The 21,790-nt window shown below is 51.1% G+C and carries 22 protein-coding genes; 6 read left to right on the top strand and 16 right to left on the bottom strand.

Features of this window, described 5'->3' with window-relative positions; all coding sequences use genetic code 11:
• Position 1: 1 nt before the first annotated feature.
• The 3 genes from KRX19_05260 to KRX19_05250 are packed head-to-tail and all read left to right on the top strand — an operon-like array spanning position 2 to position 1,950.
• Positions 2-328 carry a YbaB/EbfC family nucleoid-associated protein gene (locus KRX19_05260; protein ID MBV7434433.1) on the top strand — a complete coding sequence of 109 codons (327 nt, stop codon included), beginning with the start codon at positions 2-4 and terminating at the stop codon, positions 326-328.
• 11 nt (positions 329-339) lie between these two features.
• A complete protein-coding gene (recR, locus tag KRX19_05255; GenBank protein MBV7434432.1) occupies positions 340-945 on the top strand; it encodes a recombination mediator RecR in 606 nt (201 codons plus the stop codon).
• A 3-nt stretch (positions 946-948) separates the two neighbouring features.
• Entirely contained in the window at positions 949-1,950 is a 1,002-nt protein-coding gene (locus tag KRX19_05250; GenBank protein MBV7434431.1) for a bifunctional nicotinamide-nucleotide adenylyltransferase/Nudix hydroxylase, read from the top strand.
• Positions 1,951-2,061: 111 nt separating this feature from the next.
• Here KRX19_05250 and KRX19_05245 read toward each other — a convergent pair whose 3' ends face one another.
• The 16 genes from KRX19_05245 to KRX19_05170 form a co-directional block, all read right to left on the bottom strand.
• A complete protein-coding gene (locus KRX19_05245) occupies positions 2,062-3,513 on the bottom strand; it encodes a peptide MFS transporter (protein MBV7434430.1) in 1,452 nt (483 codons plus the stop codon).
• Positions 3,514-3,571: 58 nt separating this feature from the next.
• On the bottom strand, positions 3,572-4,591 hold the full coding sequence (locus KRX19_05240; GenBank protein ID MBV7434429.1) for a potassium channel family protein: 1,020 nt from the start codon (positions 4,589-4,591) through the stop codon (positions 3,572-3,574).
• Positions 4,592-4,925: 334 nt separating this feature from the next.
• The gene (locus KRX19_05235) at positions 4,926-5,447 is read right to left on the bottom strand and encodes a GNAT family N-acetyltransferase (GenBank protein MBV7434428.1); all 522 of its coding nucleotides are present in this window, start codon (positions 5,445-5,447) and stop codon (positions 4,926-4,928) included.
• Between the two features lie 171 nt (positions 5,448-5,618).
• On the bottom strand, positions 5,619-8,951 hold the full coding sequence (gene mfd / locus KRX19_05230) for a transcription-repair coupling factor (GenBank protein ID MBV7434427.1): 3,333 nt from the start codon (positions 8,949-8,951) through the stop codon (positions 5,619-5,621).
• Positions 8,952-9,022: 71 nt separating this feature from the next.
• Positions 9,023-10,402, bottom strand: a complete 1,380-nt coding sequence (gene rpoN, locus KRX19_05225) for an RNA polymerase factor sigma-54 (protein ID MBV7434426.1) — start codon at positions 10,400-10,402, stop codon at positions 9,023-9,025.
• A gap of 15 nt (positions 10,403-10,417) precedes the next feature.
• A complete protein-coding gene (lptB, locus tag KRX19_05220) occupies positions 10,418-11,146 on the bottom strand; it encodes an LPS export ABC transporter ATP-binding protein (GenBank protein ID MBV7434425.1) in 729 nt (242 codons plus the stop codon).
• On the bottom strand, positions 11,143-11,613 hold the full coding sequence (gene lptA, locus KRX19_05215; protein MBV7434424.1) for a lipopolysaccharide transport periplasmic protein LptA: 471 nt from the start codon (positions 11,611-11,613) through the stop codon (positions 11,143-11,145). Before lptA ends, lptB begins: the two co-directional genes overlap by 4 nt.
• Positions 11,588-12,148, bottom strand: coding sequence for an LPS export ABC transporter periplasmic protein LptC (gene lptC / locus KRX19_05210; GenBank protein MBV7434423.1), 561 nt, complete (start codon positions 12,146-12,148; stop codon positions 11,588-11,590). The genes lptA and lptC overlap by 26 nt, the downstream gene beginning before the upstream one ends.
• Entirely contained in the window at positions 12,148-13,119 is a 972-nt protein-coding gene (locus KRX19_05205; protein MBV7434422.1) for a KpsF/GutQ family sugar-phosphate isomerase, read from the bottom strand. Before KRX19_05205 ends, lptC begins: the two co-directional genes overlap by 1 nt.
• A complete protein-coding gene (locus tag KRX19_05200; protein MBV7434421.1) occupies positions 13,116-13,811 on the bottom strand; it encodes an SDR family NAD(P)-dependent oxidoreductase in 696 nt (231 codons plus the stop codon). The genes KRX19_05205 and KRX19_05200 overlap by 4 nt, the downstream gene beginning before the upstream one ends.
• A 2-nt stretch (positions 13,812-13,813) precedes the next feature.
• Positions 13,814-14,479: an HAD-IA family hydrolase gene (locus KRX19_05195; GenBank protein MBV7434420.1), complete on the bottom strand. Its 666-nt coding sequence runs from the start codon at positions 14,477-14,479 to the stop codon at positions 13,814-13,816.
• A gap of 26 nt (positions 14,480-14,505) precedes the next feature.
• Positions 14,506-15,195 carry a bifunctional 2-polyprenyl-6-hydroxyphenol methylase/3-demethylubiquinol 3-O-methyltransferase UbiG gene (gene ubiG / locus KRX19_05190; protein MBV7434419.1) on the bottom strand — a complete coding sequence of 230 codons (690 nt, stop codon included), beginning with the start codon at positions 15,193-15,195 and terminating at the stop codon, positions 14,506-14,508.
• 50 nt (positions 15,196-15,245) lie between these two features.
• Positions 15,246-15,683, bottom strand: a complete 438-nt coding sequence (hemJ, locus tag KRX19_05185; GenBank protein ID MBV7434418.1) for a protoporphyrinogen oxidase HemJ — start codon at positions 15,681-15,683, stop codon at positions 15,246-15,248.
• A gap of 349 nt (positions 15,684-16,032) precedes the next feature.
• On the bottom strand, positions 16,033-17,394 hold the full coding sequence (locus tag KRX19_05180; GenBank protein MBV7434417.1) for a UDP-glucose/GDP-mannose dehydrogenase family protein: 1,362 nt from the start codon (positions 17,392-17,394) through the stop codon (positions 16,033-16,035).
• Between the two features lie 61 nt (positions 17,395-17,455).
• Entirely contained in the window at positions 17,456-18,481 is a 1,026-nt protein-coding gene (locus KRX19_05175; protein ID MBV7434416.1) for a glycosyltransferase family 1 protein, read from the bottom strand.
• Entirely contained in the window at positions 18,478-19,254 is a 777-nt protein-coding gene (locus KRX19_05170) for a UDP-2,3-diacylglucosamine diphosphatase (protein MBV7434415.1), read from the bottom strand. The genes KRX19_05175 and KRX19_05170 overlap by 4 nt, the downstream gene beginning before the upstream one ends.
• A gap of 94 nt (positions 19,255-19,348) precedes the next feature.
• On the opposite strand from KRX19_05170, the gene KRX19_05165 reads away from it, so the two are divergent.
• The 3 genes from KRX19_05165 (at position 19,349) to prfB (ending at position 21,717) form a co-directional block, all read left to right on the top strand.
• Complete coding sequence (locus tag KRX19_05165; GenBank protein MBV7434414.1) at positions 19,349-19,834, top strand: transcriptional repressor; 486 nt, start codon at positions 19,349-19,351, stop codon at positions 19,832-19,834.
• Positions 19,815-20,513 carry a YggS family pyridoxal phosphate-dependent enzyme gene (locus KRX19_05160; protein ID MBV7434413.1) on the top strand — a complete coding sequence of 233 codons (699 nt, stop codon included), beginning with the start codon at positions 19,815-19,817 and terminating at the stop codon, positions 20,511-20,513. The genes KRX19_05165 and KRX19_05160 overlap by 20 nt, the downstream gene beginning before the upstream one ends.
• Before the next feature lie 102 nt (positions 20,514-20,615).
• A protein-coding gene (gene prfB / locus KRX19_05155) for a peptide chain release factor 2 (protein ID MBV7434412.1) occupies positions 20,616-21,717 on the top strand; the annotation gives its coding sequence in 2 pieces (ribosomal slippage) (positions 20,616-20,687 and positions 20,689-21,717; 1,101 coding nt in all).
• Positions 21,718-21,790: the final 73 nt, after the last annotated feature.

Raw genomic sequence — 21,790 nt, 5'->3', positions numbered from 1 at the left:
TATGCTGAAAGGTGGATTGGGCAGTATGATGAAAAAAGCCCAGGAAATGCAGGAAAACATGCAGCGTATGCAGGAAGAGCTGGGTAACAAGACCGTTGAGGGGCAGTCTGGTGCTGGTGCGGTTGTGGTGACCATGAATGGTCATTTCGGCTGTGAACGCGTGGCGCTTAGTGATGAGTTGATGACTGAAGATAAAGATATGGTTGAAGCACTGATCGCAGCTGCAATCAGTGATGCTGCGAAAAAAGCTCAAGAAATGACTCAGCGTGAAATGGCTGGTTTGACCGAAGGCCTGAATTTACCACCTGGCTTTAAAATGCCATTTTAAGCAGGATTAGCATGAGTTTTTCCGCTTCCTTTGATCATTTGGTTGAGGCGCTGACCTGCTTGCCGGGTGTAGGTGCTAAAACCGCACAGCGTATGGCCTTACAGCTATTGCTTAAGAAACAAGATAAAGCACAGACATTGGCAAAAGCGATCAGTCATGCACTGGAGACAGCAACGCGCTGTAAGCACTGCCGTAATCTGAGTGATGCAGAAGTGTGTCTGATTTGCGCTAACCCACGTCGTGATCAGGGTGTGTTATGTGTCGTAGAAGCGCCAGATGATGTATTAGCGATAGAGCAATCAACAGATTATCGTGGTTTGTATTTTGTGTTGATGGGGCACATTGCACCACTAGATGGTATTGGCCCTGAAGCGCTGGGTATGGATATTCTTGATCGCCGCTTGGGCGAAGGTGAGATCACTGAATTGGTGCTTGCGACCAACAGCACCATGGAAGGTGAGACAACTGCTTACTTCTTGGCCGAACTTGCGGCTAAGCACAATGTTCCCGCTACCCGGCTCGCCAGTGGTGTTCCGATGGGTGGTGAGCTTTCCTACATCGACAAAGGTACATTGTCGTTGGCATTCAATACTCGCCAGCGCTATGTGAATGATTGATCCATGAGCGATAAACCCTACGACTACTTGGTCTTTATTGGCCGCTTTCAGCCATTTCACCGTGCACATCAAGGTGTGGTCGAGCAGGCATTGGCACGTGCTGATCGTGTCATTTTGCTGCTCGGTTCAGCCAATAGCCCGCGTACAGTATCGAATCCGTGGACGGTTGCTGAGCGTGAAGCGATGATCCGCAGCATCTATGATGCACAAACCAATGCGCGCATTATCGTGCGCGGTATTGAAGATTATCCTTATGACGACGACGCGTGGCAGCGCAATGCTGTCGAGACGGTTGCCGAAATCACGGGCAGTGATGCCAAAGTGGGGTTGATTGGGCACATGAAAGATAGCTCGTCTTATTATCTTGAGCTGTTTCCGAACTGGGGCATGGTGCCGGTTGATAATATTGATCACATCAGTGCCACTGACGTACGTAACGCCTATTTTAGCTTGCCGGAAGGTGAGCGCTTTGATTACCCGGATTTGCATGAGAATGTAGCAGCTGCACTACGTGATTTTCGTTTTTCAGATGAATATTGTCGTTTGCGGCAGGAATATGAGCATTTGCAGGCTTGGAAAGCACAGTGGTCAGTCGCTCCGTATCCTCCGGTCTTCGTTACGGTTGATGCTTGTGTTTTGTGCGCTGGGCACGTTTTGTTGGTGCAGCGTAAAGGTCCGTTAGGTGCCGGGCTGTGGGCATTGCCCGGTGGCTTTATTGAACAAGATGAGACGCTTGCTGTAGCTGCATTGCGAGAGTTGCGTGAGGAGACGGGGTTGTCTTGTGCAGAAGGAGAGATCGACTTGGTTGAAGTCTTCGCTAAGCCTGATCGCAGTGCGCGAGGGCGCACCATTACCCATGTCCACCGTATTGTGCTTGGGCGTGAAACGCTGCCCGATGTTCATGCGGCTGATGATGCTGCAGATGCTAAATGGATCGCATTAGGTGAACTTGATCCGCAATTTTGCTTTGAAGATCATTACAGTATTATTCGCCAGCTCTCATAAGTTGAGCGTGAAATAAAAACCCCACAAATAGCAATATTTGTGGGGGTTTTGCTGGGTGATATAGCCGGAAAATGGTTATGCTGTGGCCATTTTTCGGCATAGAGCAAGGTTTTATTGCACGCCTTGCATCATGCGCTTGATCCATGGTGTGCAAAGCAGCAAGATAATACCGAGTACGATACAGCTTGCACCGAGGCTGACAAAGTAGCGCACTTCATTGCCGGGCTGATAGTAGCCGGCGAATATCCCGGCAAAAATCGTACCGAGAGAGAGTGATAGGAAGAAAAGCGCCAGCATTTGTGTACGAAATGCTTTTGGTGCGAGCTTGGTGGTTACGGATAACCCGATTGGGCTGATCAGTAGCTCAGCCCAGGTAAACAGCAAAATAATCCCGATAAAAGCCAATAACGGGGTTTTCTCTAGCGTATTAAGCGGAATAAATGCGAGAAAAGCGAGGCCAATTAGCATCAAAGCCAAGGAAAATTTGACTGGTGTTGATGGCTGCTTTTTGCCCATTTTCGTCCACATTGCGGCAAAAAGACCGGCAAATAGGATGATGAAAACCGGGTTGATGGATTGTGCCCATGAAGCAGGCATTTCCCAGCCAAGCAAGCTGCGATTGAGTTTTTCATCCGCATAAACCGCGATGAAGGTAAACTGCTGCTGGAACAGCGCCCAGAATGCAACGGATGCGATAAACAGTGGTATAAATGCATAGACTCGGCTGCGCTCTGTGCTACTGACTTCTTTTGAGCGCAAAATAACAATGAAATAGATAATAATGGCCGCTATTACGGCATAGGAAATACTGTCTGCAAGGTTTGCCGGGGTGATGATGCCACCAATGAATAATGCTGCAACTATGGCAATGCAGGCCAAGAAACCAATTGCGTAATGGATTAGAACTTTGCCATGCAGTGGATCGGCAACTTCGTTCGCTTCGGCTGGGATGTTTTTGCGGCCAATGAAATAGATACCGAGGCCTAATGCCATACCAACTGCAGCCGCGCCAAAGCCGTAGTGAAAGCCCATTCGGGTTTGTAGTAAGCCAGTGAGCAGTGGACCAGCCAATGCACCGATATTGATCGACATATAGAAAATGGAAAATCCTGCATCGCGTTTTGGATCTCCCTCAGCGTAGAGCGTACCGACGATTGAAGAGGCGTTGGCTTTCAGCCCGCCTGAGCCGACTGCGACTAGTATCAGACCTATAGTCAAGCCAAGCCCACCATTGAGGATGGCTAATGCAATATGGCCGGCCATGATCATGGTTGCTGAATAAAACAGCACACGTTCGCTACCGAGAACCCGGTCAGCAAGCCATGCGCCAAGAATGGTGCATAAATAGACGCTACCACCATAAGCACCAACAAGGCTGACTGCAACGCTGCGATCCATACCCAGGCCGCCTTGGGTTGCGCTGTAGTACATGTAATAAGCAAGAATGGCCTGCATGCCGTAGTAGGAAAAGCGCTCCCACATTTCGAGGCTAAATAGTGTGCCAAGCGCACGTGGGTGCCCCATAAATGTTTTTTGCTGTTGAACAGGTTGAGGATGGCTCATTAAGTCTCCTAATTATGTATGGGTAAAAATATATGGATCATGCAAATACGGTATTCAATTAATACTGATCAGTTGGGGGCTCTTTTTCTTCAATGCTGATTTCTAGTTGCTGCCCGCAATTTGGGCAATAATTATAAGATACGGGTGTACGCTGCGCCGTTTCCTCGCGTGCTTCCTCTTCTTTTTCGAGTTGCAGTTCGCGCAAAACCTCTTCTTTGATTTCGGCTGCGTGTTCGCTGGAAATACCCAATTCTTTGCGTAGGCGGCGAAACTGTGAGTTCTCATTGAGGTCTATTTCACCATCGAGCAGCATTTTACGGAAAGTTTGCTCGATTTTTTGGCGTCGACTACGCAGCTCATCAGCAAGACCGGAAGCGAGGATGCCGGCGGGTAGTGCGGCCATGCCGATGCCCAGAATCGTAATAATTGCACCGATGACTTTCCCCGCAGCCGTGACGGGCACTACATCCCCATACCCGACTGTGGTGAGAGAGACCACCGCCCACCACATCGACTCATAGATCGTGCCGAATACGTCAGGCTGTGCACGGTGTTCGGCAACGTACATGCTGCTTGCCGAGATAATAATGACGACGATCAAAATCAACAATACGGCTTTGAAAGCATTTTTTTCACGACGCAGAACGCCGAGCAAAATACGCAGTGCTGCAAAATAGCGCGCCAATTTGAGCAGACGCAAAAGCCGTAGCAAGCGCAGGAAGCGCAAGTCAAACGGGAAGAAGAAATACAGCATTGCGGGCAAAATGGCGAGTAAGTCGATAATCGAGTCTAGCGAGATAAACCACTTACTACGCGCTTTCCATGGTTTGTAATATGGATATTTTTCTGGGATCGACCAAATACGCGCAAGGTATTCAATGCTGAATACGATTAATGAAAAAGTCTCGAAGCCGTCGAAGTAATAGCGATAAGCGAGGTAAATATTACGATTTGACTCAATGATCACCGCAATTACGTTGAGCACAATCAGCGTGATTAGAAACCAATCCAGTGGGGTTGGTTTTGTATGGTTTTCACTTTCAAGCTGTTGGTAAACTTTGTTGCGTAAAGTAGCCATTAGGTTATCCGGTGCACTGCTTTGATCGGGATGCGCAATATAACGGAAATGTATGATTATGCCTATGCTTTGATGGCTTTTATTGCGAAATTGCTTTGCCGTATCATGTAGTAATCAAAGGAAATGCTGAATGTTGTTAATGAAGGTAAGGCTTGGACAATATTGATTGAAGCGGTGCAAATGCCCGAATGTTTATGCCTGATGGCGGGGTAGAGATGATCAATATGGCCGTCAGAAGGAGTGATCGCTTAAGCGATAAAATAGCCGTCTCTTCGAACTATTTCGATATAGAAGGCTGGTCGGTTAGTTATCCAGGTAGTTACTCAGGAACTTTTCAAGAACCAATGAGTTTGTAGTAAATGCTTGTTCCTGCGAGGTCGCCTGATGCGCTTAAGGCAAACTTTGGAATGACGCCTGCTTTTATGAAGCCATGCTTTTGATATAGCTGCTCGGAAACATCACCTTCTCTGGTATCCAGTACCAAGAGTTTCAAGTTGAGGGTCAGGGCAAAAGACTCGACTGTTTCCAGTAAGTTCAAAGCAATGCCGCATCGCCGTGCAGCGGGCGATACCATTAGTTTTTCTATTTCCGCGCGGTGCAACCCGTTTGACTTCCCGCAGCAGCGCAACAATACACAGCCCGCCAAATTGCCATCGATAAAAGCAAGATGTAAAAATGTATTCCCTTCTTTGATGCTTTCTTTTGTCATTTGCCAGTATTGCGCCGCTTCACTTTCTTTGAGTGGAGGTAAAAAACCAAGCGATGCACCGCGATCAACGCAATCAATAAGCAATGTACTTAGATCACCGATATAAGCATCCATGTCGGATGCAGTAATATTTTTTATATCCACCATGCCTCTCCCCACTTATGGCTAACTTCCCAAAATGTACAGGAATAACAAAAATATAAAAGACAATACCTTATTTTTTATCGGCCGCGATATTTTTCGGATGCCCTGCCATATATGTATTTATCTTGCCAAGCAATATGGTCGGTATATTGGCTGCAAAAGTCGGTAATGGGTTCATTGAGCTGGCTCGATGTGGTCGAGGAACTGCTCAAGTTGTGTAAATTGCTCGCTGATGTGTCCGTCACGAATTTCGCCATTGTTGCCTGTGCGGATGGTGAGTGCAGTGGGGCCGTTCATGCGGTAAGTGGCAGGGTCTTGCTGCATCAGGCTGAATAATGACTCGCTGTTGATGTTCGGGGTCGGGGTGAAGGTGAGCTTGATACTTTCTTCACCGATGTCGATGGCGCTGATGCCGAGTTTGTCCGCGCGCAGTTTGAGGTGGGCGCGGGTGATGAGGTTTTTCGCTGCTTGTGGCAGTTTGCCGAAGCGGTCGACCAGTTCGACGGTGAGTTCATCGATGGCGTCGTGGTTCTGGCATTGGCTGAGGCGCTGATAAAAGACGAGACGGATTTGCGGGTCATAAACGTAGTTATCGGGCAGCAGCGCGCTTTCGTGCAGTTCGATGTCGATGCGGTTGTGCGCTTCGTTGTCGGGATCGAAGGTTTCACCGGCTTTGAGTGCGCTAACGCTGCGTTCGAGCAGGTCGAGGTAGTAACTCATGCCGATTTGCTGGATTTGTCCGCTTTGTTCGTCGCCGAGCAGCTCACCAGCACCGCGAATTTCGAGGTCCTGACTAGCGAGCAGGAAGCCGGCACCGAGGCTGTCCAGCGTGGTGAAGGCTTCGAGGCGGCGCTGTGCGTCTTTGGTCAGCGTACTCCAGCTCGGCGTGAACAGATACGCATAGGCTTGGTGGTGACTGCGCCCGACACGACCGCGCAATTGGTGCAGTTGCGCGAGGCCGAGTTTGTCGGCACGGTTGATGATGATGGTGTTGGCGTTGGGGATGTCGATGCCGGATTCGATGATGGTGGTAGCGATGAGGATGTCGTAGTGGCGATTGTAGAAATCCTGCATGATGTGCTCGAGTTCGCTTTCGCGCATTTGTCCGTGCGCCATGCCGATGCGCGCTTCGGGCAAGAGTTCTTGCAGGTTGCGCGCGAGGCGTTCGATGCTGGCGATGTCGTTGTGCAGGAAGAATATTTGTCCGCCACGGCGCATTTCGCGTTCGCAGGCTTCTTCGATCACCGCTGCGTCGTAGTCGCTGACGATGGTTTGCACCGATTGGCGTCCGGCGGGCGGGGTGGCGATGATCGAGAGGTCGCGCAGGCCGGATAGGGCAAGGTTGAGTGTGCGCGGGATAGGCGTAGCGGTGAGGGTAAGCAGGTTGACGTTGGCGCGCAGGCTTTTGAGCTTTTCCTTGTGGCGTACGCCAAAGCGCTGCTCTTCGTCGATGATGACGAGGCCGAGGTTGTTAAATGCGACGTCTTTTTGCAGCAGGCGATGGGTGCCGATGATGATGTCGGTTTTGCCTGCTGCGAGGCGTTCGAGGCTGGCTTTTTGTTCGGCGGCGCTGTTGAAGCGCGAGACAGCGTCGATGATGACCGGATAGTCGGCGCAGCGGTCGAGGAAGTTTAGATAATGCTGGTTGGCGAGCAGGGTGGTCGGTGCGATCAGCGCGACTTGCTGGCCGCCAAGTACAGTGGCGTAGGCGGCGCGCAGGGCGACTTCGGTTTTGCCAAAGCCAACGTCACCGCAGACGATGCGATCCATTGGCCGTGCGCGTTCGAGGTCGGCAAGGACAGCGTCGATGGCGTGTTGCTGGTCAGGGGTTTCATCAAAGCGGAAGTCGTCGGCAAAGGTTTGCATCGCGTTGTGGTCGATGGTCAACGGTGTGCCTTGGGTTGCTTCGCGCTGCGCGTAGATGGCGAGCAGTTCGCTGGCGGTATCGCGTACTTTTTGGCTGATTTTCTTTTTGCTGCTTTGCCACTGTTTGCCGCCGATGTCGTGCAGTGGGGCGTTGTCGGGGTCTGTGCCGCTGTAGCGGGTAATGAGATCGAGGTCGGTGACGGGCACAAACAGCTTGCTGCCTTTGGCGTACTCGATAGTCATCAATTCTTCTCCGCCCGGCTCAAGGCTTTCGAGGCCGCGATAGCGCCCGACACCGTAGTTGGTATGCACGACTGGTGCGCCGATGGTGAGGTCTTGCAGCGATTGGATGATACTCGCCGGGTCTTGTTGCGCTTTTTGCCGGTAGTTGGGTGCGACGGGGATGGCGTGCAGGTCGGCTTCACTGAGGTGCAGGGTGTCGCCGTCGCGGAAGCTGTAATGCACCGGTGAGATGAACAGATTCAAGCCTTTATTTGCTTGCCAGTGTTCGGGCAGTTGTAGATCGGAATGGGCTTTGAATAGCTTTTCGTACCAGTATTCACGGCTACCGTTGCTGGGCAAGTGTAGATTGCTGTCGGGATGTTGCGCGATGTGCGCTTGCCATTGCTGCTCGCGCTGCTGGCGGTTGCCGCTGAAGTCGATACTGACCGCATTTTTCGGATAGGTGTGCGCTTCGAGTTTGGCGAGTTGCCTTTGTACGGTTTCAGGATCAAGCCACAGTTTTTCCGGTGGCAACAGACTGCGTTCACGGAGCGGATTGGTACGCTCGAAGCGCTTGTGGCAATAAGCAGCGTGTTTGCTCAGGGCTTCACTGACACCATCACCGAGAATCAGGCGGGTGTGTTTGGGCAGGTAGTCAAACAGGGTGGCGGTGTCGTCAAAAAACAGTGGCAGATAGTATTCGAGGCCTTGCGGGGTGCGGCCGTCGCTGATTTGCTTATAGATACCGTGATTGACGATGTGTTCACCGATAACTTGCCGTGCATTTTGGCGGAAGCAGACGCGACCTGTGTCAGAGAGGTCGAGTTCACGGCTGGGTAATATACTGATGTGATTTAGTTTGCTCAGCGTGGTCTGGGTTTCGAGGTCAAAGGTACGGATGGTGTCGATTTCGTTGTCGAACCATTCGAGGCGGATCGGCGCTTTCGCACCCATTGGGAATAAATCGACTAGGCTGCCACGCGCAGCATATTCGCCTTTGTCGGCAATCAGGGTGGTTTTTTGGTAGCCCGCTTGTACGAGGCGCATGATGAATGCATCGCGGTCGAGCTGGTCACCGACTTTGAGGTGAATACCGAAGGTGTCGAGGTGGGTTTGCGGGCAGAGGCGCTGGCGCAGGGTACTGGCTGCGGTGACGACGACCGCGTGCTTGCGCGTCGGCAGTTCGGCTAGGACGCGCAGGCGCTCGGAGATTAAGTCGGGGTGCGGGGTGTATTGGTCGTAGGGCAGGGTTTCCCAGTCAGAGAACCAGTAGAGGTCATCGGGTTGGTCGAGCCAGAACTGCAAATTGCGGTAGTAATATTCTGCCCAACGCGTGTCGGGCGCGACAATCAGGTGGACGTGTTTGCCGGAAAGGTGTTGATGAAGATTGTAGGGTAGGTGTTTGCGATTATCTGACATGAATAGCAGCTGATATGTTTAAGTGTGTTTGTTTAATATGGCGATGTAGTGAAAACAAAACAAGTGGCCTCTTACCGCTCGCGGCGGCCTGGTGCGGCTGGAATACCTAGTGATTCGCGGTACTTTGCGACGGTTCGGCGTGCGAGCTGATGGCCTTCTTCGGCGAGCATGTCGCAGATTTTCTGGTCGCTGAGTGGTTTCTTTTTATTTTCACTTTCGATGAGGCCACTGATGATGGCTTTGATGGCTTTGACAGAAGCTTCTTCACCGTCTTCGCTGCTGCTGACGGCGTGCGAGAAAAATTCGCGCAGCTCGTATACGCCGCGCTTGCATTGCAGGTATTTACCATTGACGGCGCGGGCGACGGTAGATTCGTGGACATCGAGCATTTCTGCGACTTGCGCACGTGTCAGTGGGCGCATGGCGATATCGCCTTGCTGGAAAAAATCTTGCTGGGTGGCGACGATAATACTGGCGACACGGCGGATAGTATCTTCGCGTTTCTCCAGCGCACCAATGAACCATTTTGCTTCGCTGAGTTGCGCGCGAAGAAGGGTTTTTTCCTGTTCGTTATTGGGTTGGACGGCTGCATAGGCGCTGTTGATTGAAAGTGCAGGCAGGTGGGTGTCGAACCGGGCGATATAGCTGATGCCTCCACGTTCGTGCACGATGACTTCCGGCTCGATGTATTCACGGATGGGCGCTTCGTAGTTATCAGCCGGATATGGGTGTAATGAGCGCAGTAATGCGAGTGCACCTTGGAATTCTTCATCGCACAGGTCAAGCTGCTTTTGCACGCGTTCACTGTCTTTGCTGAGAAACGCAAAATGGCGACGCATGATGCGCTTCAGGGTCGAGAGATAGTTGGTATCGGCTGGAAGGGCTGCGATTTGCAGATTGAGTGCTTCTTCGAGGTCGCGGGCGCCAATGCCGCTTGGCTGGCACTGTTGTAGTGCTGTAACGGCTGCTTGATAAGTATTTTTATCTATATTGTAGTCACTTTTAGCACTGGCTTCGTCAAGCGTGAGGTAGCCGCGCTCATCGAGTAAGTAGGCAAGCGCGAGCGCAGCACTCATGGTGGTTTCATCAAGTGGCATGAGCAGGATTTGCTCGGCGATAAAGGTGTGTAGCTCGACGCTATTGGCTGTGTAGGTTTCGGGTGCTGTATATTCGCTGTTGTTATTGCTGCTTGTTGGCCAGTCGTGGTTGCAATCCGCCCACAGTTCGCTGTCGTCGTAGTCGAGCTCGTATTCTTCACTGTCGTTATGCTCTGTAGTGGTTTCACTATCAAACTCACTTTCACTACTAAGCATAAAGTTTTGGCTGAGCATTTGGCGTACTTCCAGTGCCAAATCCAGCTGATTCATATTGAGCAAAGTAATTGCTTGCTGCAGCTGCGGGGTGAGCGTCAGCTGCTGGCTTTGTTTGAGCTGTAAAATTTGCCTCGGCATACGCCTGGATTTCCGCTAGTGAATGGTGAAGTCTTCACCGAGATAGACACGCCGTGCTTCGTCATTATTGACGATATCGGTCGGACTACCGGCGGCGATGACGCGGCCTTCACTGAGAATATAGGCATGGTCGCAACTTTTCAGGGTTTCACGGACGTTGTGGTCGGTGATCAGTACGCCTATATTGCGGTCGGTGAGGTGGGTGATGATGTTACGGATATCTGCGACGGCAATCGGATCGACACCAGCAAAGGGTTCGTCGAGCAAAATAAAGCGGGGGTCACAGGCAAGTGCACGTGCTATTTCTGTGCGGCGTCGTTCGCCACCCGATAGGCTGATGCCAAGGGTATCGGCAAGATGTGTGATGCTCAGTTCGCTGAGTAGCTGGTCAGTGCGTTCGAGGCGTTCTTTTTTGCTGCGCTTGCCTGTCAGTTCAAGAATGGCAAGGATATTGTCGCGCACGCTGAGTTTGCGAAATACGGAAGCTTCTTGTGGTAGGTAAGATAGGCCAAGGCGTGCACGTTGGTGAATAGGTAGTGTGGTGATTTCCTTGTTGTCGAGGGTGATTTGCCCCGCATCAGGTTTAATCAGGCCGATCATCATGTAGAAGGTTGTCGTTTTGCCGGCACCATTTGGTCCGAGTAGGCCGACGACTTGCGCAGCATCGACGCTTAGCGATGCTTCGTTGACAACAGTGCGCGATTTATAGCGCTTGATCAGCCCTTCGGCGGTTAGTGTGGTCATGAGCTTGCAGGTAAAAATGACATTTTGACGCGTTTGCCGGTGACCGTTTCGTTATTGAGGTTATAAGAAAGTGTGTCGCCATGGGTGTCATTTTGAGCTTGCTTGACGTAGGCATCACCTTCAATGTCAACGACGCCGGCTGGTACGTTGTATTTCATGTATTTACCGCGACCGTCCACAGCTGGTTCATTGGCAGGGACGTAGTGGAAAGTAGCTAGGCTTCCCCATGATTCAACGCTGGTAATTTTACCTTCCTTGGTATGGATGACGACCTTATCCCCAGTGAGCTTCATGTCGCCTTGAGTAATGACGACGTTACCGGTATAAGTGGCAACGCCAGTTGCGCCATCATACTCGCCTTGGTCGGCAATCAAGTCGACAGGCAGATCACTCGCCTGTGCGTTGGCCAGTTGTGCGCTCAAGCAGAGAATGATTGGCCGGCTAAGGCTGAGAAGAGGTCGTTTCATAATGCGTCCTTATATTTTGTTTCAGTATAAGCGAATTTTTATTGAGCTGCCACAGCGCGCCCGTCGCGGTTGTACGGCTATCCTGACTGGTAAATATAAGCGGGTCGTGGGTAATCATGTTGCTTGTTTGTGGGTGATAGATCAGGCTGTTTGTGGTGAGCTGATCAACCAAGCGATCATGCATATATCTTTTGACGACGACATCATCACTAAGCTCGACACTATCTTTCATATCATTGATAAAGCCCTGCTCGGCTGTTGCCGTGTAGTGGGTATCCGCACTTTCCTGATGGGTGAGCTCAGGGCGGGTAAAATGGGTGCCACTGCCGTTATCGTGGTGCTCGGCGTACTCAGCATGCAGACTACTGGCCCGCTGGCCATTTTCAGCATAGATATAGGTGGTGTTGTCGGTCAAGGTGAGCAAAGGCACATAATCATTTTGCACGGAGACCGGTGGTGGGCTGTTTTGTGCCCACCACCAATACATGCAGAGAATTGCAAGCATACTCCAGCCAATGATATGGCGTACTTTCATTACGCCACTCCAGCGCGTAAAAGGTCGTGAATATGTAAGATGCCGCAGATCTGGTTGTGTGCATCTGTGACCGGTAGCGTGGTTATTTTGCGTTGTTCCATCAGCTGCAATGCCTCTGCGGCGAGTGTATCCGCGGTCGTAGTTTTGGGGGCACGGGTCATGACTTCGGCAATATCGTGGCTCAGAGCATTGGGCTGCTGCTCAAGGCTGCGGCGCAGATCACCATCGGTATAAATACCGAGCAAAGTGTTGTTATCAGCAATTAAAGTCGCGCCCAGCCCTTTGCTGGTGATGGCGAATAATGCTTCGTTGACGCTCGCCTGAGCATTGACCACGGGAATATCATCGCCACTGCGCATGACGTCACTCACTCGCGTGATCAGGCGGCGACCCAGTCGGCCAAACGGGTGAGAGCGGGCAAAATCCTGTGAGGAAAAGTCTCGTGCGGTGATGAGTGCGACAGCGAGCGCGTCGCCAAGTGCAAGGGTGGCCGTTGAGCTCGACGTGGGGGCAAGGCCAAGTGGGCAGGCTTCGCGCTCAATACGCAAGTGCAAATGAATATCTGCTTGCTTCGCCATTGATGAATTAGGGTTGCCTGTGATGGTGATGACTTTGACGCCCATTTGCTGGACGATGGGCATCATGGTCATGATTTCATCACTTTCACCGGAATACGACAGCGCGAGCAAAGTATCGCGTGCTGTAATCATGCCAAGATCGCCGTGTCCGGCCTCCGCAGGATGGACGAAAAATGCCGGTGTACCGGTACTGGCAAATGTAGCGGCTATTTTGCTGCCAATATGGCCGGATTTACCCATGCCGGCGACGATCAAATGCCCTTTGGTATTAAGGATGATGTCGCAGGCCGCAGCGAATGATTCATCAATGCTGTTGAGCTGGGCAAGGATGCTATCGGCTTCGGTTTTAAGCACATTTTTGGCAGCGTCAAGCCATGTCTGATGGTGGTTCATGGGCTGATGATCTCCTGTTGCTCAGGAGTATTGGTGAGTGCCTGATCATAAAGACTGACGATTTCATCAGGCTGTCGCCAATGTGGTTCTCCATTGGGGAAAATGGCGCGGCTCATGTTGGTATCAACCCAGTGTGGGTCAACGCGGCTGATGGTGATTTCAGGGTAAGCGCTGCGTTCATGAATAAGGGTTTCAATCATCGCTTCCAGTCCTGCCTGAGCAACGCCATAGCTGTGCCAATAGGCTTCTTGCTCACGGTGGCGCTGATGTAGAGTGAAAATCAGGTGTGGGTTATGTCCTTGGCGCAGCAAGCCAATACACGCTTGAGTCAGCCAGAATGGCGCAGTGAGGTTGACTTGTAATCCTTTGAGCCAGCGCTCAGGGTCGCAGTGCATCAGTGGCCGCAGGTTGCCGCAATGAGCAGCGAGATGGACGAGTGCATCAAGCCGCCCGTAGTCGGTTTCAATCATATTCGCCAAGGTATCGTACTGGCGTTGATCTGCAGCCCAAAGATCAAACGGAATGAGGGTGTGGTCACCACGTAGTTCGTCGTCGAGTGCTTGCAGCCCCATGCTGTCAGAATCGAGCAGTAAAAGGTGCTTGCTGTGGTCTTGATCCCAATGGTGAGCAAGGGTTTTACCGATACCGCCACAGGCGCCGCTGATGAGGATAATTTGTTCTTGTTTGCTCATGTTTATGGCCACAGTATGTTGTTCAGTTCGCTAGGGCTTTCAACCACAGCATCTGCGCCCCAATCGTAAGCAGATTCACCAGCAGGTACAAAACCGTAAGCCGCAGCGACGGTTGCCATGCCTGCATTGCGTCCGGCAATGATGTCGGTTGAGTTGTCGCCGATAAAAACGCATTTTTTCGGATCGTGGCCAGTTTGCTCGCAAGCATGTAACAGTGGTTTAGCTGAAGGTTTACTTTCTTCGACGGTATCACCACAGATGAGTAGCGCGATGCGCTGGTCAATGCCGAGTTGCTTGACCAACGGGATGGTGAAATATTCAATTTTGTTGGTGACAACACCCCACGGTGTACCTTCCTGCTCGAGGCGCTCAACGATAGCTTCAATACCGTCGAACCACACACTTTTGCTGCTCAGGTCATTGATGTAATGCTCGCTGTAGACTTCGTGTAATTCTTCTATCTTGGGATCGTCTTTGTCGCATCCGATGGCGCGGGCAAGCACACCGCGTGAGCCAAAGTTGATATTACGGCGCAGGAATTCATCTTCAGGTACGGAATAGTCGAAGCTGGTCAGCGCTGCTTTTATCGCAGGGATGATGTTGTCCGAGGTGTTGAACAGGGTACCGTCGAGGTCAAACCAGACAGCCTCATAATGACATTTGGACATGTTTTTCTCCAGTTTCAAACAAGAATTTAGGCGACTTTCTGCGCAACGAGGAAATAGTTGACGTCGAGATTACGGCTGAGGTGGGCACTTTTGATCAGCGGGTGATAGTCCATGCCGTAAAGTCCGCTAACTTTTAATCCGGCGTGTTCAATCATATTGCTTAGCTCAGCTGGGGTGATGAACCAGTTGTGGTCGTGGGTACCGCGCGGGACGAGGCGGGTGAGATACTCGGCTGCGACAATCGCGGCGAGATAAGATTTTTTGGTGCGGTTCAGGGTTGAGAAAAAGGCATAGCCGTTGGGCTTGAGTAAGGCGGCAATGTCTTTAATGACCGCTGCGGGATCGACGACATGCTCGAGCATTTCCATGCAGGTGATGTGTTGCCAAGTTTGCCCTTCTTTGGCGAGTTGCGTGCTGTCACATTGACGATAGGTGACGTTGACTTGCTCCTCGGCTGCGTGTTCGCGTGCAGCGTCAAGTACGCTGGGGCTGAGATCAATGCCGGTCACTTGTGCACCGCGCTTGGCCATTGCCTCACTGAGTACGCCGCCGCCACAGCCAATGTCGAGGATTTGCGCACCTTGCAGGTTAACGTAGCGCTCGATCAGCTTGAGACGAGTCGGGTTGATTTCGTGCAGGGTACGGTAAGGGCCTTTTTTATCCCAAAAAGCATGACCGTGCTGATTAAAAGATGAAATCGCGGCTTGTTGCGACATGGATGGCTCCGCTGACGTAAAACCGCGATTTTAACATGTTCGGCCGGTCTTCAGAATGGTTTGAAAATGGCGAGTAAGGTAATCACAATTAAGAATACAGCTGGCACTTCGTTAAACCAGCGATAAAACTTATGGCTGTGTTTGTTCTCACCACGGGCAAACGCCTTGTTGAGGCGGCCACAATAAATGTAGTAGCCGATGAGGATGGCAACCAGTGTCAGCTTGGTGTGTAGCCAGCCGGATTTGCTGAATGCAGCCCAGGCGCCGGACCACAGTAATAGTCCACCACTGATCAACATTAGCCCCATGGCAATATGGCCGAGGATGTAGAGCTTGCGCTCCATGACCACAAAGCGAGCAGTAGCTTGCGTTTCGCCGTTGGCTTGCGCCATGGCGTGGTAGACATAAATGCGCGGGAGGTAAAAGAGCGCGGCAAACCAGCAGACCATAAAAATAAGGTGTAGTGCTTTCCAGAGTAGGTACGTCATGATGATCACTTTGTTGATTAGTTCTATTTTATAGCCAAACACCTTCAAACTTCATACAGCGTTGTATTGTCTTGCCGAGCCCCTTGGAAAAATTGCAAACAACTTTCCAAGGGAATTCGCCGTACTAGTTGTACTGTTTGCGCCAATGCGGGCATCCACAAAAAAATACGTCAGTATTTTGTCGTGGGATCCCGTGCCTTGTATGAAATTTAAAACCGTTCAGCTGTAGGGATTGCGTCAGTTATTTAAAAAGTATCGGCAAAGGTTAGACTTTTGCCGATATGGTTCTGCGCAACGGCGATCATTATATCAATAATATAAAAAATCAGTGTAGATTGCCGTGTGACACTTAAGTATGGTGCTGTATGGTAGAAAGTGAGCTTCCTCGCCCGATACCGAAATATTGCAAGTCGTATCTGCTCAGAAGAGCTGGATCGTAAAGGTTACGCCCATCAAAAATGACGCGGTCGCGCAGCTGTTCGGCGAGGAGAATAAAGTCGGGGCTTTGGAATGCACGCCAGTCAGTGACGATACACAGTGCATCGCAGTGCTCAAGTGCGGCATTTTGCGTGAGGGCGAATTGCAGTAGATATGCCGCAGGATGCTCAGCGTAATGGCGCTTGAGCGCAGCAATGGCTTGTGGGTCGTAGAGGCTGATTTTTGTACCGCATTTGAGTAAATGGTCAATCAGGTCCAGTGCGGGGGATTCGCGGATGTCATCCGTATTGGCTTTGAATGCACCACCCCAAATGGCGATGTGCTTATTACTGAGTTCGTCGCCGTAATACTGGTCGAGCATGTCGGTCAGGCGTTGCTTTTGCCGCTCGTTGACAGTAGTAATGGCTTGCAATAATGGCGTGTCGAGTTGCGCGCTTTTTGCCGTGTGTTGCAGGGCGCGTAAGTCCTTGGGAAAACACGAGCCGCCAAAGCCACAACCAGCATAGAGAAAGTCGTAGCCAATGCGAGGATCAGCGCCAATACCTTGGCGGACGCGTTCAATATCTGCACCGAGAATATCGGCAATACGCGCGATTTCGTTAATGAAGCTGATGCGGGCAGCGAGCATGGCATTAGCAGCATACTTGGTCAGCTCGGCTGAGGTGGTATCCATCACCATGATGCGGTCGCGGTTGCGATTAAATGGGGCATAGAGTGTGCGCATAATTGCAGTGGCGTGTTCGTCGTCGCTACCAATGATGATACGGTCTGGGCGCATAAAGTCGGCTATGGCTGCGCCTTCTTTGAGAAACTCCGGGTTGCTGATGACGGTGAAATCAGCGTGCTGGTTGTGTGCTTGCTGGGCGTCACTGATGATGCGCCAGATTCTGGCAACAGTGCCAACCGGTGCGGTGGATTTGTTAACGATGACAGCTGGGTGGTGCAAATATTCACCAATGGTCGCAGCGACGGCATCAATAGCGCGCATGTCAGTGTCGCCGCTGGCCGCAGTTGGTGTACCGACGGCGATAAATTGCACTTCCCCATGTTTGACGGTTTCATGAAGATTACTGCTGAAACGCAGGCGACCTTGCTCGATATTGCGTGCGACGATTTCTTGTAAGCCCGGCTCGTAAATGGGCATGATGGCGCGGTTGAGTTGTGCTACTCGCTCTGCGTTGATATCCGCTGCGAGGACGTTATTGCCGCTGTCGGCAAATAAGGCAGCGCTAACCAGACCGACATAACCGCATCCATATACACTGATTCGCATGGCTTAACCTCTTGTTGCTGTTGATGGTCGAAGTTTAGTTAGCGAATATTGCGACAATAATTCACAGCGCTTGAAAAGGCTCTAGCAACTCAAAAAAGCGCTGCGTGGTGTGTTGCCAAGTGTATGCGGCTGCATAATCTGCGCACGCGTTACGGTCGCAATCGAGTGCGGCAATGCAAGCTTGGCGTAGGTCAGCGTCAAGAATGCCAGTACGTGGATCGGTAACAACGTCGAGTGGCCCTGCAACAGGAAATGCTGCGACGGGTGTGCCGCAAGCCATTGCTTCCAGCAATACCAGTCCGAAGGTATCGGTCTTGCTCGGAAAGACAAATACATCTGCTGCGCGGTAATACGGCGGTAATTCTTTCTGTGCGCGTGCGCCGAGAAAATGCACATCAGGGTAAGCAGCTTGCAATGTGGGTAGGGCAGGGCCGTCGCCAATCACCCATTTACTGCCCGGCAAATCAAGGCGTAGAAATGCCTCGAGGTTTTTTTCCGGTGCGACACGGCCAATACACATAAATACCGGGCGCATTTCTTCACAGCCAGTCATGTGCGGACGCAAGATGTCGCGAAATCCGGGCTGAAAGCGATTACCATCGACGCCTCGCCCCCAAACAGCTGTATGGCGAATGCCCTGTTCTGCCAAAGCGTCAGCAATGCTGCGCGTCGGCACCATGACTCGCTGTGCAGGGCGATGAAAACGGCGCATCATGGCGTAAGACCATTGCAATGGAATACGCCAGCGTAGATGAACGTACTCTGGAAAACGGGTGTGATAAGCCGTTGTAAAAGGCAGTTTGTGCTTGAGGCAATAGCGCCGTGCCGCCCAGCCAAGTGTGCCTTCGGTGGCAATATGAATGGCACTTGGCTTAAACGTATCGAGCAAAGATGCTATTTTTTTGCCGGGGTTGATGGCAAGGCGAATTTCCGGATAGCTTGGGCAGGGTATGGTGCGGAATTGCTCCGGCGTAACCATGAGTACCTTATGCCCGCCGTCGATGAGTGCTTTACGGGTTTCGGTCAGAGTCCGGACGACGCCGTTGATTTGTGGATGCCAAGCGTCACTGATGATGACAATATTCATGCTTTGGCTTTGCGCTGAATTGGGTTTTCCATGTAGCTGGCGACGACGTCAGCCCAGTAGATGATTTCCATACGACCATCTTGATGCTCGACCAATGCAGTGATACTTTCAACCCAGTCACCACAGTTATAGTATTCGACCCCGTCAATAGTGCGCATTTCAGCGTGGTGAATATGGCCACACACAACCCCATCAAAGCCACGTTTTTTTGCCTCTCCGGCAATCAACCGCTCAAACTCGGTGATGAAGTTGACGGCATTTTTGACTTTGTATTTGAGGTATTGCGACAGCGACCAATACGGCTTGCCAAAGCGGCGACGGATTTTGTTGAGCAAGGCGTTGAGCCCCAGTGCGCATTGATAGAGGGTATCGCCAAGATGTGCGAGCCATTTTGCGTATTGCATCACGCCGTCAAATTCATCGCCGTGCATGATCAGCAGGCGACGGCCGTCAGCTGTGGTATGTTCGCTTTGCTGATGAATTTCAACGCCGCCAAAGTTGAGGTTGACGTATTGCCGTGCGGCTTCGTCGTGGTTGCCGGGCACGTAAATAACGCGCGTACCTTTGCGCGCTTTACGCAACAGTTTCTGGATCACATCATTGTGCTCCTGGTGCCAGTACCAGTGCTTTTTAAGTTGCCAGCCGTCGACGATATCTCCAACCAAAAATAATGTGTCGCTTTCGGTATTGCGCAAAAAATCCAGCAGCAGATGCGATTGTGCGCTGCGCGTGCCGAGATGACAGTCGGAAATCCAAATCGTACGGTAATGCATAGTGACCTCCTGAGTTGACCCGTGTAGCCACCATAAGCATTTGATGTTACCGTTTTATGACGCATTTTAATTTGGTCGTGGTAGAATTTCCCCTATGAATAAAACTCAAAAAACACAACGAGACAATGCTGCGATTTTGGCCGCTGCCGAGCGCCATTGCATGCGTTCGGGTGCACGCCTGACGCCAACTCGCCGTCAAGTGCTGGAGCTGATTCTGGGCTATCCGGATGTGGTCAAAGCATATGACTTGCTCAATGATCTGCAGCGTCTGCGCGGTAATGCGGCGCCGCCTACTGTGTATCGTGCACTTGATTTTTTGGTCGAGGTTGGCATTTTGCACCGTGCCGAGTCGCTCAACGGCTTCGTATTTTGTGATCATTTTGCTAACGAGCACACCAGCGTGATTCTCAACTGTACCGAGTGCGGCCACACTGAAGAGTTGCCTGCAGATGAGCCAGTTGGGATGCTGTTGCAGTACTGCCATCAGCGCGGTTTTGACGTCAGCCCCGAGCCGTTTGTGCTCAGTGGGCGTTGCCAAAAATGTCGGGGAGCTTGTGAATATGAATGCCATTGCCCGTAATGTCGCGCAAGTATTGAGCGAGATTGAGGCTGCTTGTACACAAGCAGGGCGTGACCCCAGTGAAGTGCGCTTGATGCTGGTGACCAAAACCAAGCCTGCTGAGATGATCCGCGAAGCACTTGCCACCGGGCAAACCTTGATTGGCGAAAATAAAGTGCAAGAAATTAACGCCAAATACGATGCACTGGCTGATATCACGCATGAAACTCATATGATCGGACATCTACAAACCAACAAGGTCAAAGATGTGATTGGGCTGGCGAGCTGTATTCAATCGTTAGACCGAATCAAGCTTGCGCACAAACTCCAAGATCGTTTGGAATTCGAAGACCGCACTATTAACGCTTTAATTCAGGTCAATACTTCTGGTGAAGCATCCAAATTTGGTGTGGCACCGGAGGATGCTTTGAGCTTGATTGAAGAAACGCTTTCCTGCGATCGTATCCACATTCGCGGATTAATGACGATCGGTGCAAATACTGATGATGAAGCGCAGATTCGTGCTTGTTTTCGTTTACTGCGCCAAATTCAGCAGCAAGCCCGGCAGCACTTTGGTGATAAAAGCGACTTCGCTGAACTGTCGATGGGTATGAGTGGTGATATGGCATTGGCAATCGCTGAAGGCTCAACGATGGTGCGGGTAGGAAGCGCCATATTTGGCGCACGCGATTACAGCTAACCAAATTTGCGATTAACGTTGGTATTGCCAAAGTATTAGCCAGCCGCTACATTTTCTACGCGAAATTTCTTATAATAGCGGGCTTTTGCCCGGACGGGATTTATGGAATTAAACAGCACTTACGAGCGTATTGATGACCTGCTTAAGCGCGAAGCGGCGCTTAGGGGGTATCTTTGACTACGACTTAAAATCCGAGCGCCTCGATGAGGTTAATCGTGAACTCGAACAGCCATCTGTATGGGATGATCCTGATTTTGCAGCCAAGCTTAACCAAGAACGCCTGAGCCTTGAGGGTGTTGTTAACGGGCTTGATACCCTCAAGCAAGGATTGGGCGACAGCCGCGAGTTGATCGAGCTGGCTGAGATGGAAGATGACGAAGAAACCGTCGAAGCTGCATTAAAAGACGTGGCACGCTTTGAAAAGCAGATCGAAGATTATGAATTCCGCCGTATGTTTTCCGGTGAGCTCGATATCAATAATGCCTTCCTTGATATTCAGGCTGGATCAGGTGGTACGGAAGCGCAAGATTGGGCTTCAATGCTGCTGCGTATGTATCTGCGCTGGGGTGAGGCTAAAGGCTTTAAGACTGAGCTGATCGAAGAGTCGCCGGGAGAAGTCGCGGGTATCAAGTCTGCAACTATTCAATTCACCGGTGAATATGCATTCGGTTGGTTGCGTACTGAAATTGGTGTGCACCGTCTGGTGCGCAAGTCACCATTTGATAGTGGTAACCGTCGTCATACCTCTTTTGCTGCTGTGTTCGTGTCACCAGAAATTGATGACAATGTTGATATTGAAATCAATCCGGCTGATCTGCGGATCGACGTTTATCGTGCATCCGGCGCAGGTGGTCAGCACGTTAACCGTACTGAGTCTGCGGTACGTATTACGCATAACCCGACGGGTATCGTTGTGCAATCGCAAAACAGCCGATCACAGCACCAAAACAAAGATACCTGTATGAAGCAGCTGCGCGCCAAGCTTTATGAGCTTGAGATGCAAAAGCGCAGTGCCGAGAGTCAGGCTCTTGAGGATACCAAGTCCGACATTGGCTGGGGTAGTCAAATCCGTTCGTATGTTCTTGATTCGCAGCGGATTAAAGATTTGCGTACGGGTTATGAAACCAGCAATACTCAGGCTGTACTTGATGGCGACCTTGATCCGTTTATTCAGGAAAGTCTCAAGCAGGGCGTTGAGGTATAAGATTTGCTTTATTAAGTTGCTTAATTGATACAAAGCAATGATAGACAGACATAACTTTCGCCGGCAAAAATTT

This window comes from Cardiobacteriaceae bacterium TAE3-ERU3 (assembly GCA_019218315.1).
GTDB lineage: Bacteria > Pseudomonadota > Gammaproteobacteria > Cardiobacteriales > Cardiobacteriaceae > JAHUUI01.
Note: the sequence above shows the minus strand (reverse complement) of the source record. Positions and strands in the feature narration are given on the sequence as shown.

Bases quoted from the DNA above. Each gene is read 5' to 3' on its own strand.
- KRX19_05260 (MBV7434433.1), top strand. From the start codon at position 2: ATGCTGAAAGGTGGATTGGGCAGTATGATGAAAAAAGCCCAGGAAATG.
- recR (MBV7434432.1), top strand. From the start codon at position 340: ATGAGTTTTTCCGCTTCCTTTGATCATTTGGTTGAGGCGCTGACCTGC.
- KRX19_05250 (MBV7434431.1), top strand. From the start codon at position 949: ATGAGCGATAAACCCTACGACTACTTGGTCTTTATTGGCCGCTTTCAG.
- KRX19_05245 (MBV7434430.1), bottom strand. From the start codon at position 3,513: ATGAGCCATCCTCAACCTGTTCAACAGCAAAAAACATTTATGGGGCAC.
- KRX19_05240 (MBV7434429.1), bottom strand. From the start codon at position 4,591: ATGGCTACTTTACGCAACAAAGTTTACCAACAGCTTGAAAGTGAAAAC.
- KRX19_05235 (MBV7434428.1), bottom strand. From the start codon at position 5,447: ATGGTGGATATAAAAAATATTACTGCATCCGACATGGATGCTTATATC.
- mfd (MBV7434427.1), bottom strand. From the start codon at position 8,951: ATGTCAGATAATCGCAAACACCTACCCTACAATCTTCATCAACACCTT.
- rpoN (MBV7434426.1), bottom strand. From the start codon at position 10,402: ATGCCGAGGCAAATTTTACAGCTCAAACAAAGCCAGCAGCTGACGCTC.
- lptB (MBV7434425.1), bottom strand. From the start codon at position 11,146: ATGACCACACTAACCGCCGAAGGGCTGATCAAGCGCTATAAATCGCGC.
- lptA (MBV7434424.1), bottom strand. From the start codon at position 11,613: ATGAAACGACCTCTTCTCAGCCTTAGCCGGCCAATCATTCTCTGCTTG.
- lptC (MBV7434423.1), bottom strand. From the start codon at position 12,148: ATGAAAGTACGCCATATCATTGGCTGGAGTATGCTTGCAATTCTCTGC.
- KRX19_05205 (MBV7434422.1), bottom strand. From the start codon at position 13,119: ATGAACCACCATCAGACATGGCTTGACGCTGCCAAAAATGTGCTTAAA.
- KRX19_05200 (MBV7434421.1), bottom strand. From the start codon at position 13,811: ATGAGCAAACAAGAACAAATTATCCTCATCAGCGGCGCCTGTGGCGGT.
- KRX19_05195 (MBV7434420.1), bottom strand. From the start codon at position 14,479: ATGTCCAAATGTCATTATGAGGCTGTCTGGTTTGACCTCGACGGTACC.
- ubiG (MBV7434419.1), bottom strand. From the start codon at position 15,195: ATGTCGCAACAAGCCGCGATTTCATCTTTTAATCAGCACGGTCATGCT.
- hemJ (MBV7434418.1), bottom strand. From the start codon at position 15,683: ATGACGTACCTACTCTGGAAAGCACTACACCTTATTTTTATGGTCTGC.
- KRX19_05180 (MBV7434417.1), bottom strand. From the start codon at position 17,394: ATGCGAATCAGTGTATATGGATGCGGTTATGTCGGTCTGGTTAGCGCT.
- KRX19_05175 (MBV7434416.1), bottom strand. From the start codon at position 18,481: ATGAATATTGTCATCATCAGTGACGCTTGGCATCCACAAATCAACGGC.
- KRX19_05170 (MBV7434415.1), bottom strand. From the start codon at position 19,254: ATGCATTACCGTACGATTTGGATTTCCGACTGTCATCTCGGCACGCGC.
- KRX19_05165 (MBV7434414.1), top strand. From the start codon at position 19,349: ATGAATAAAACTCAAAAAACACAACGAGACAATGCTGCGATTTTGGCC.
- KRX19_05160 (MBV7434413.1), top strand. From the start codon at position 19,815: ATGAATGCCATTGCCCGTAATGTCGCGCAAGTATTGAGCGAGATTGAG.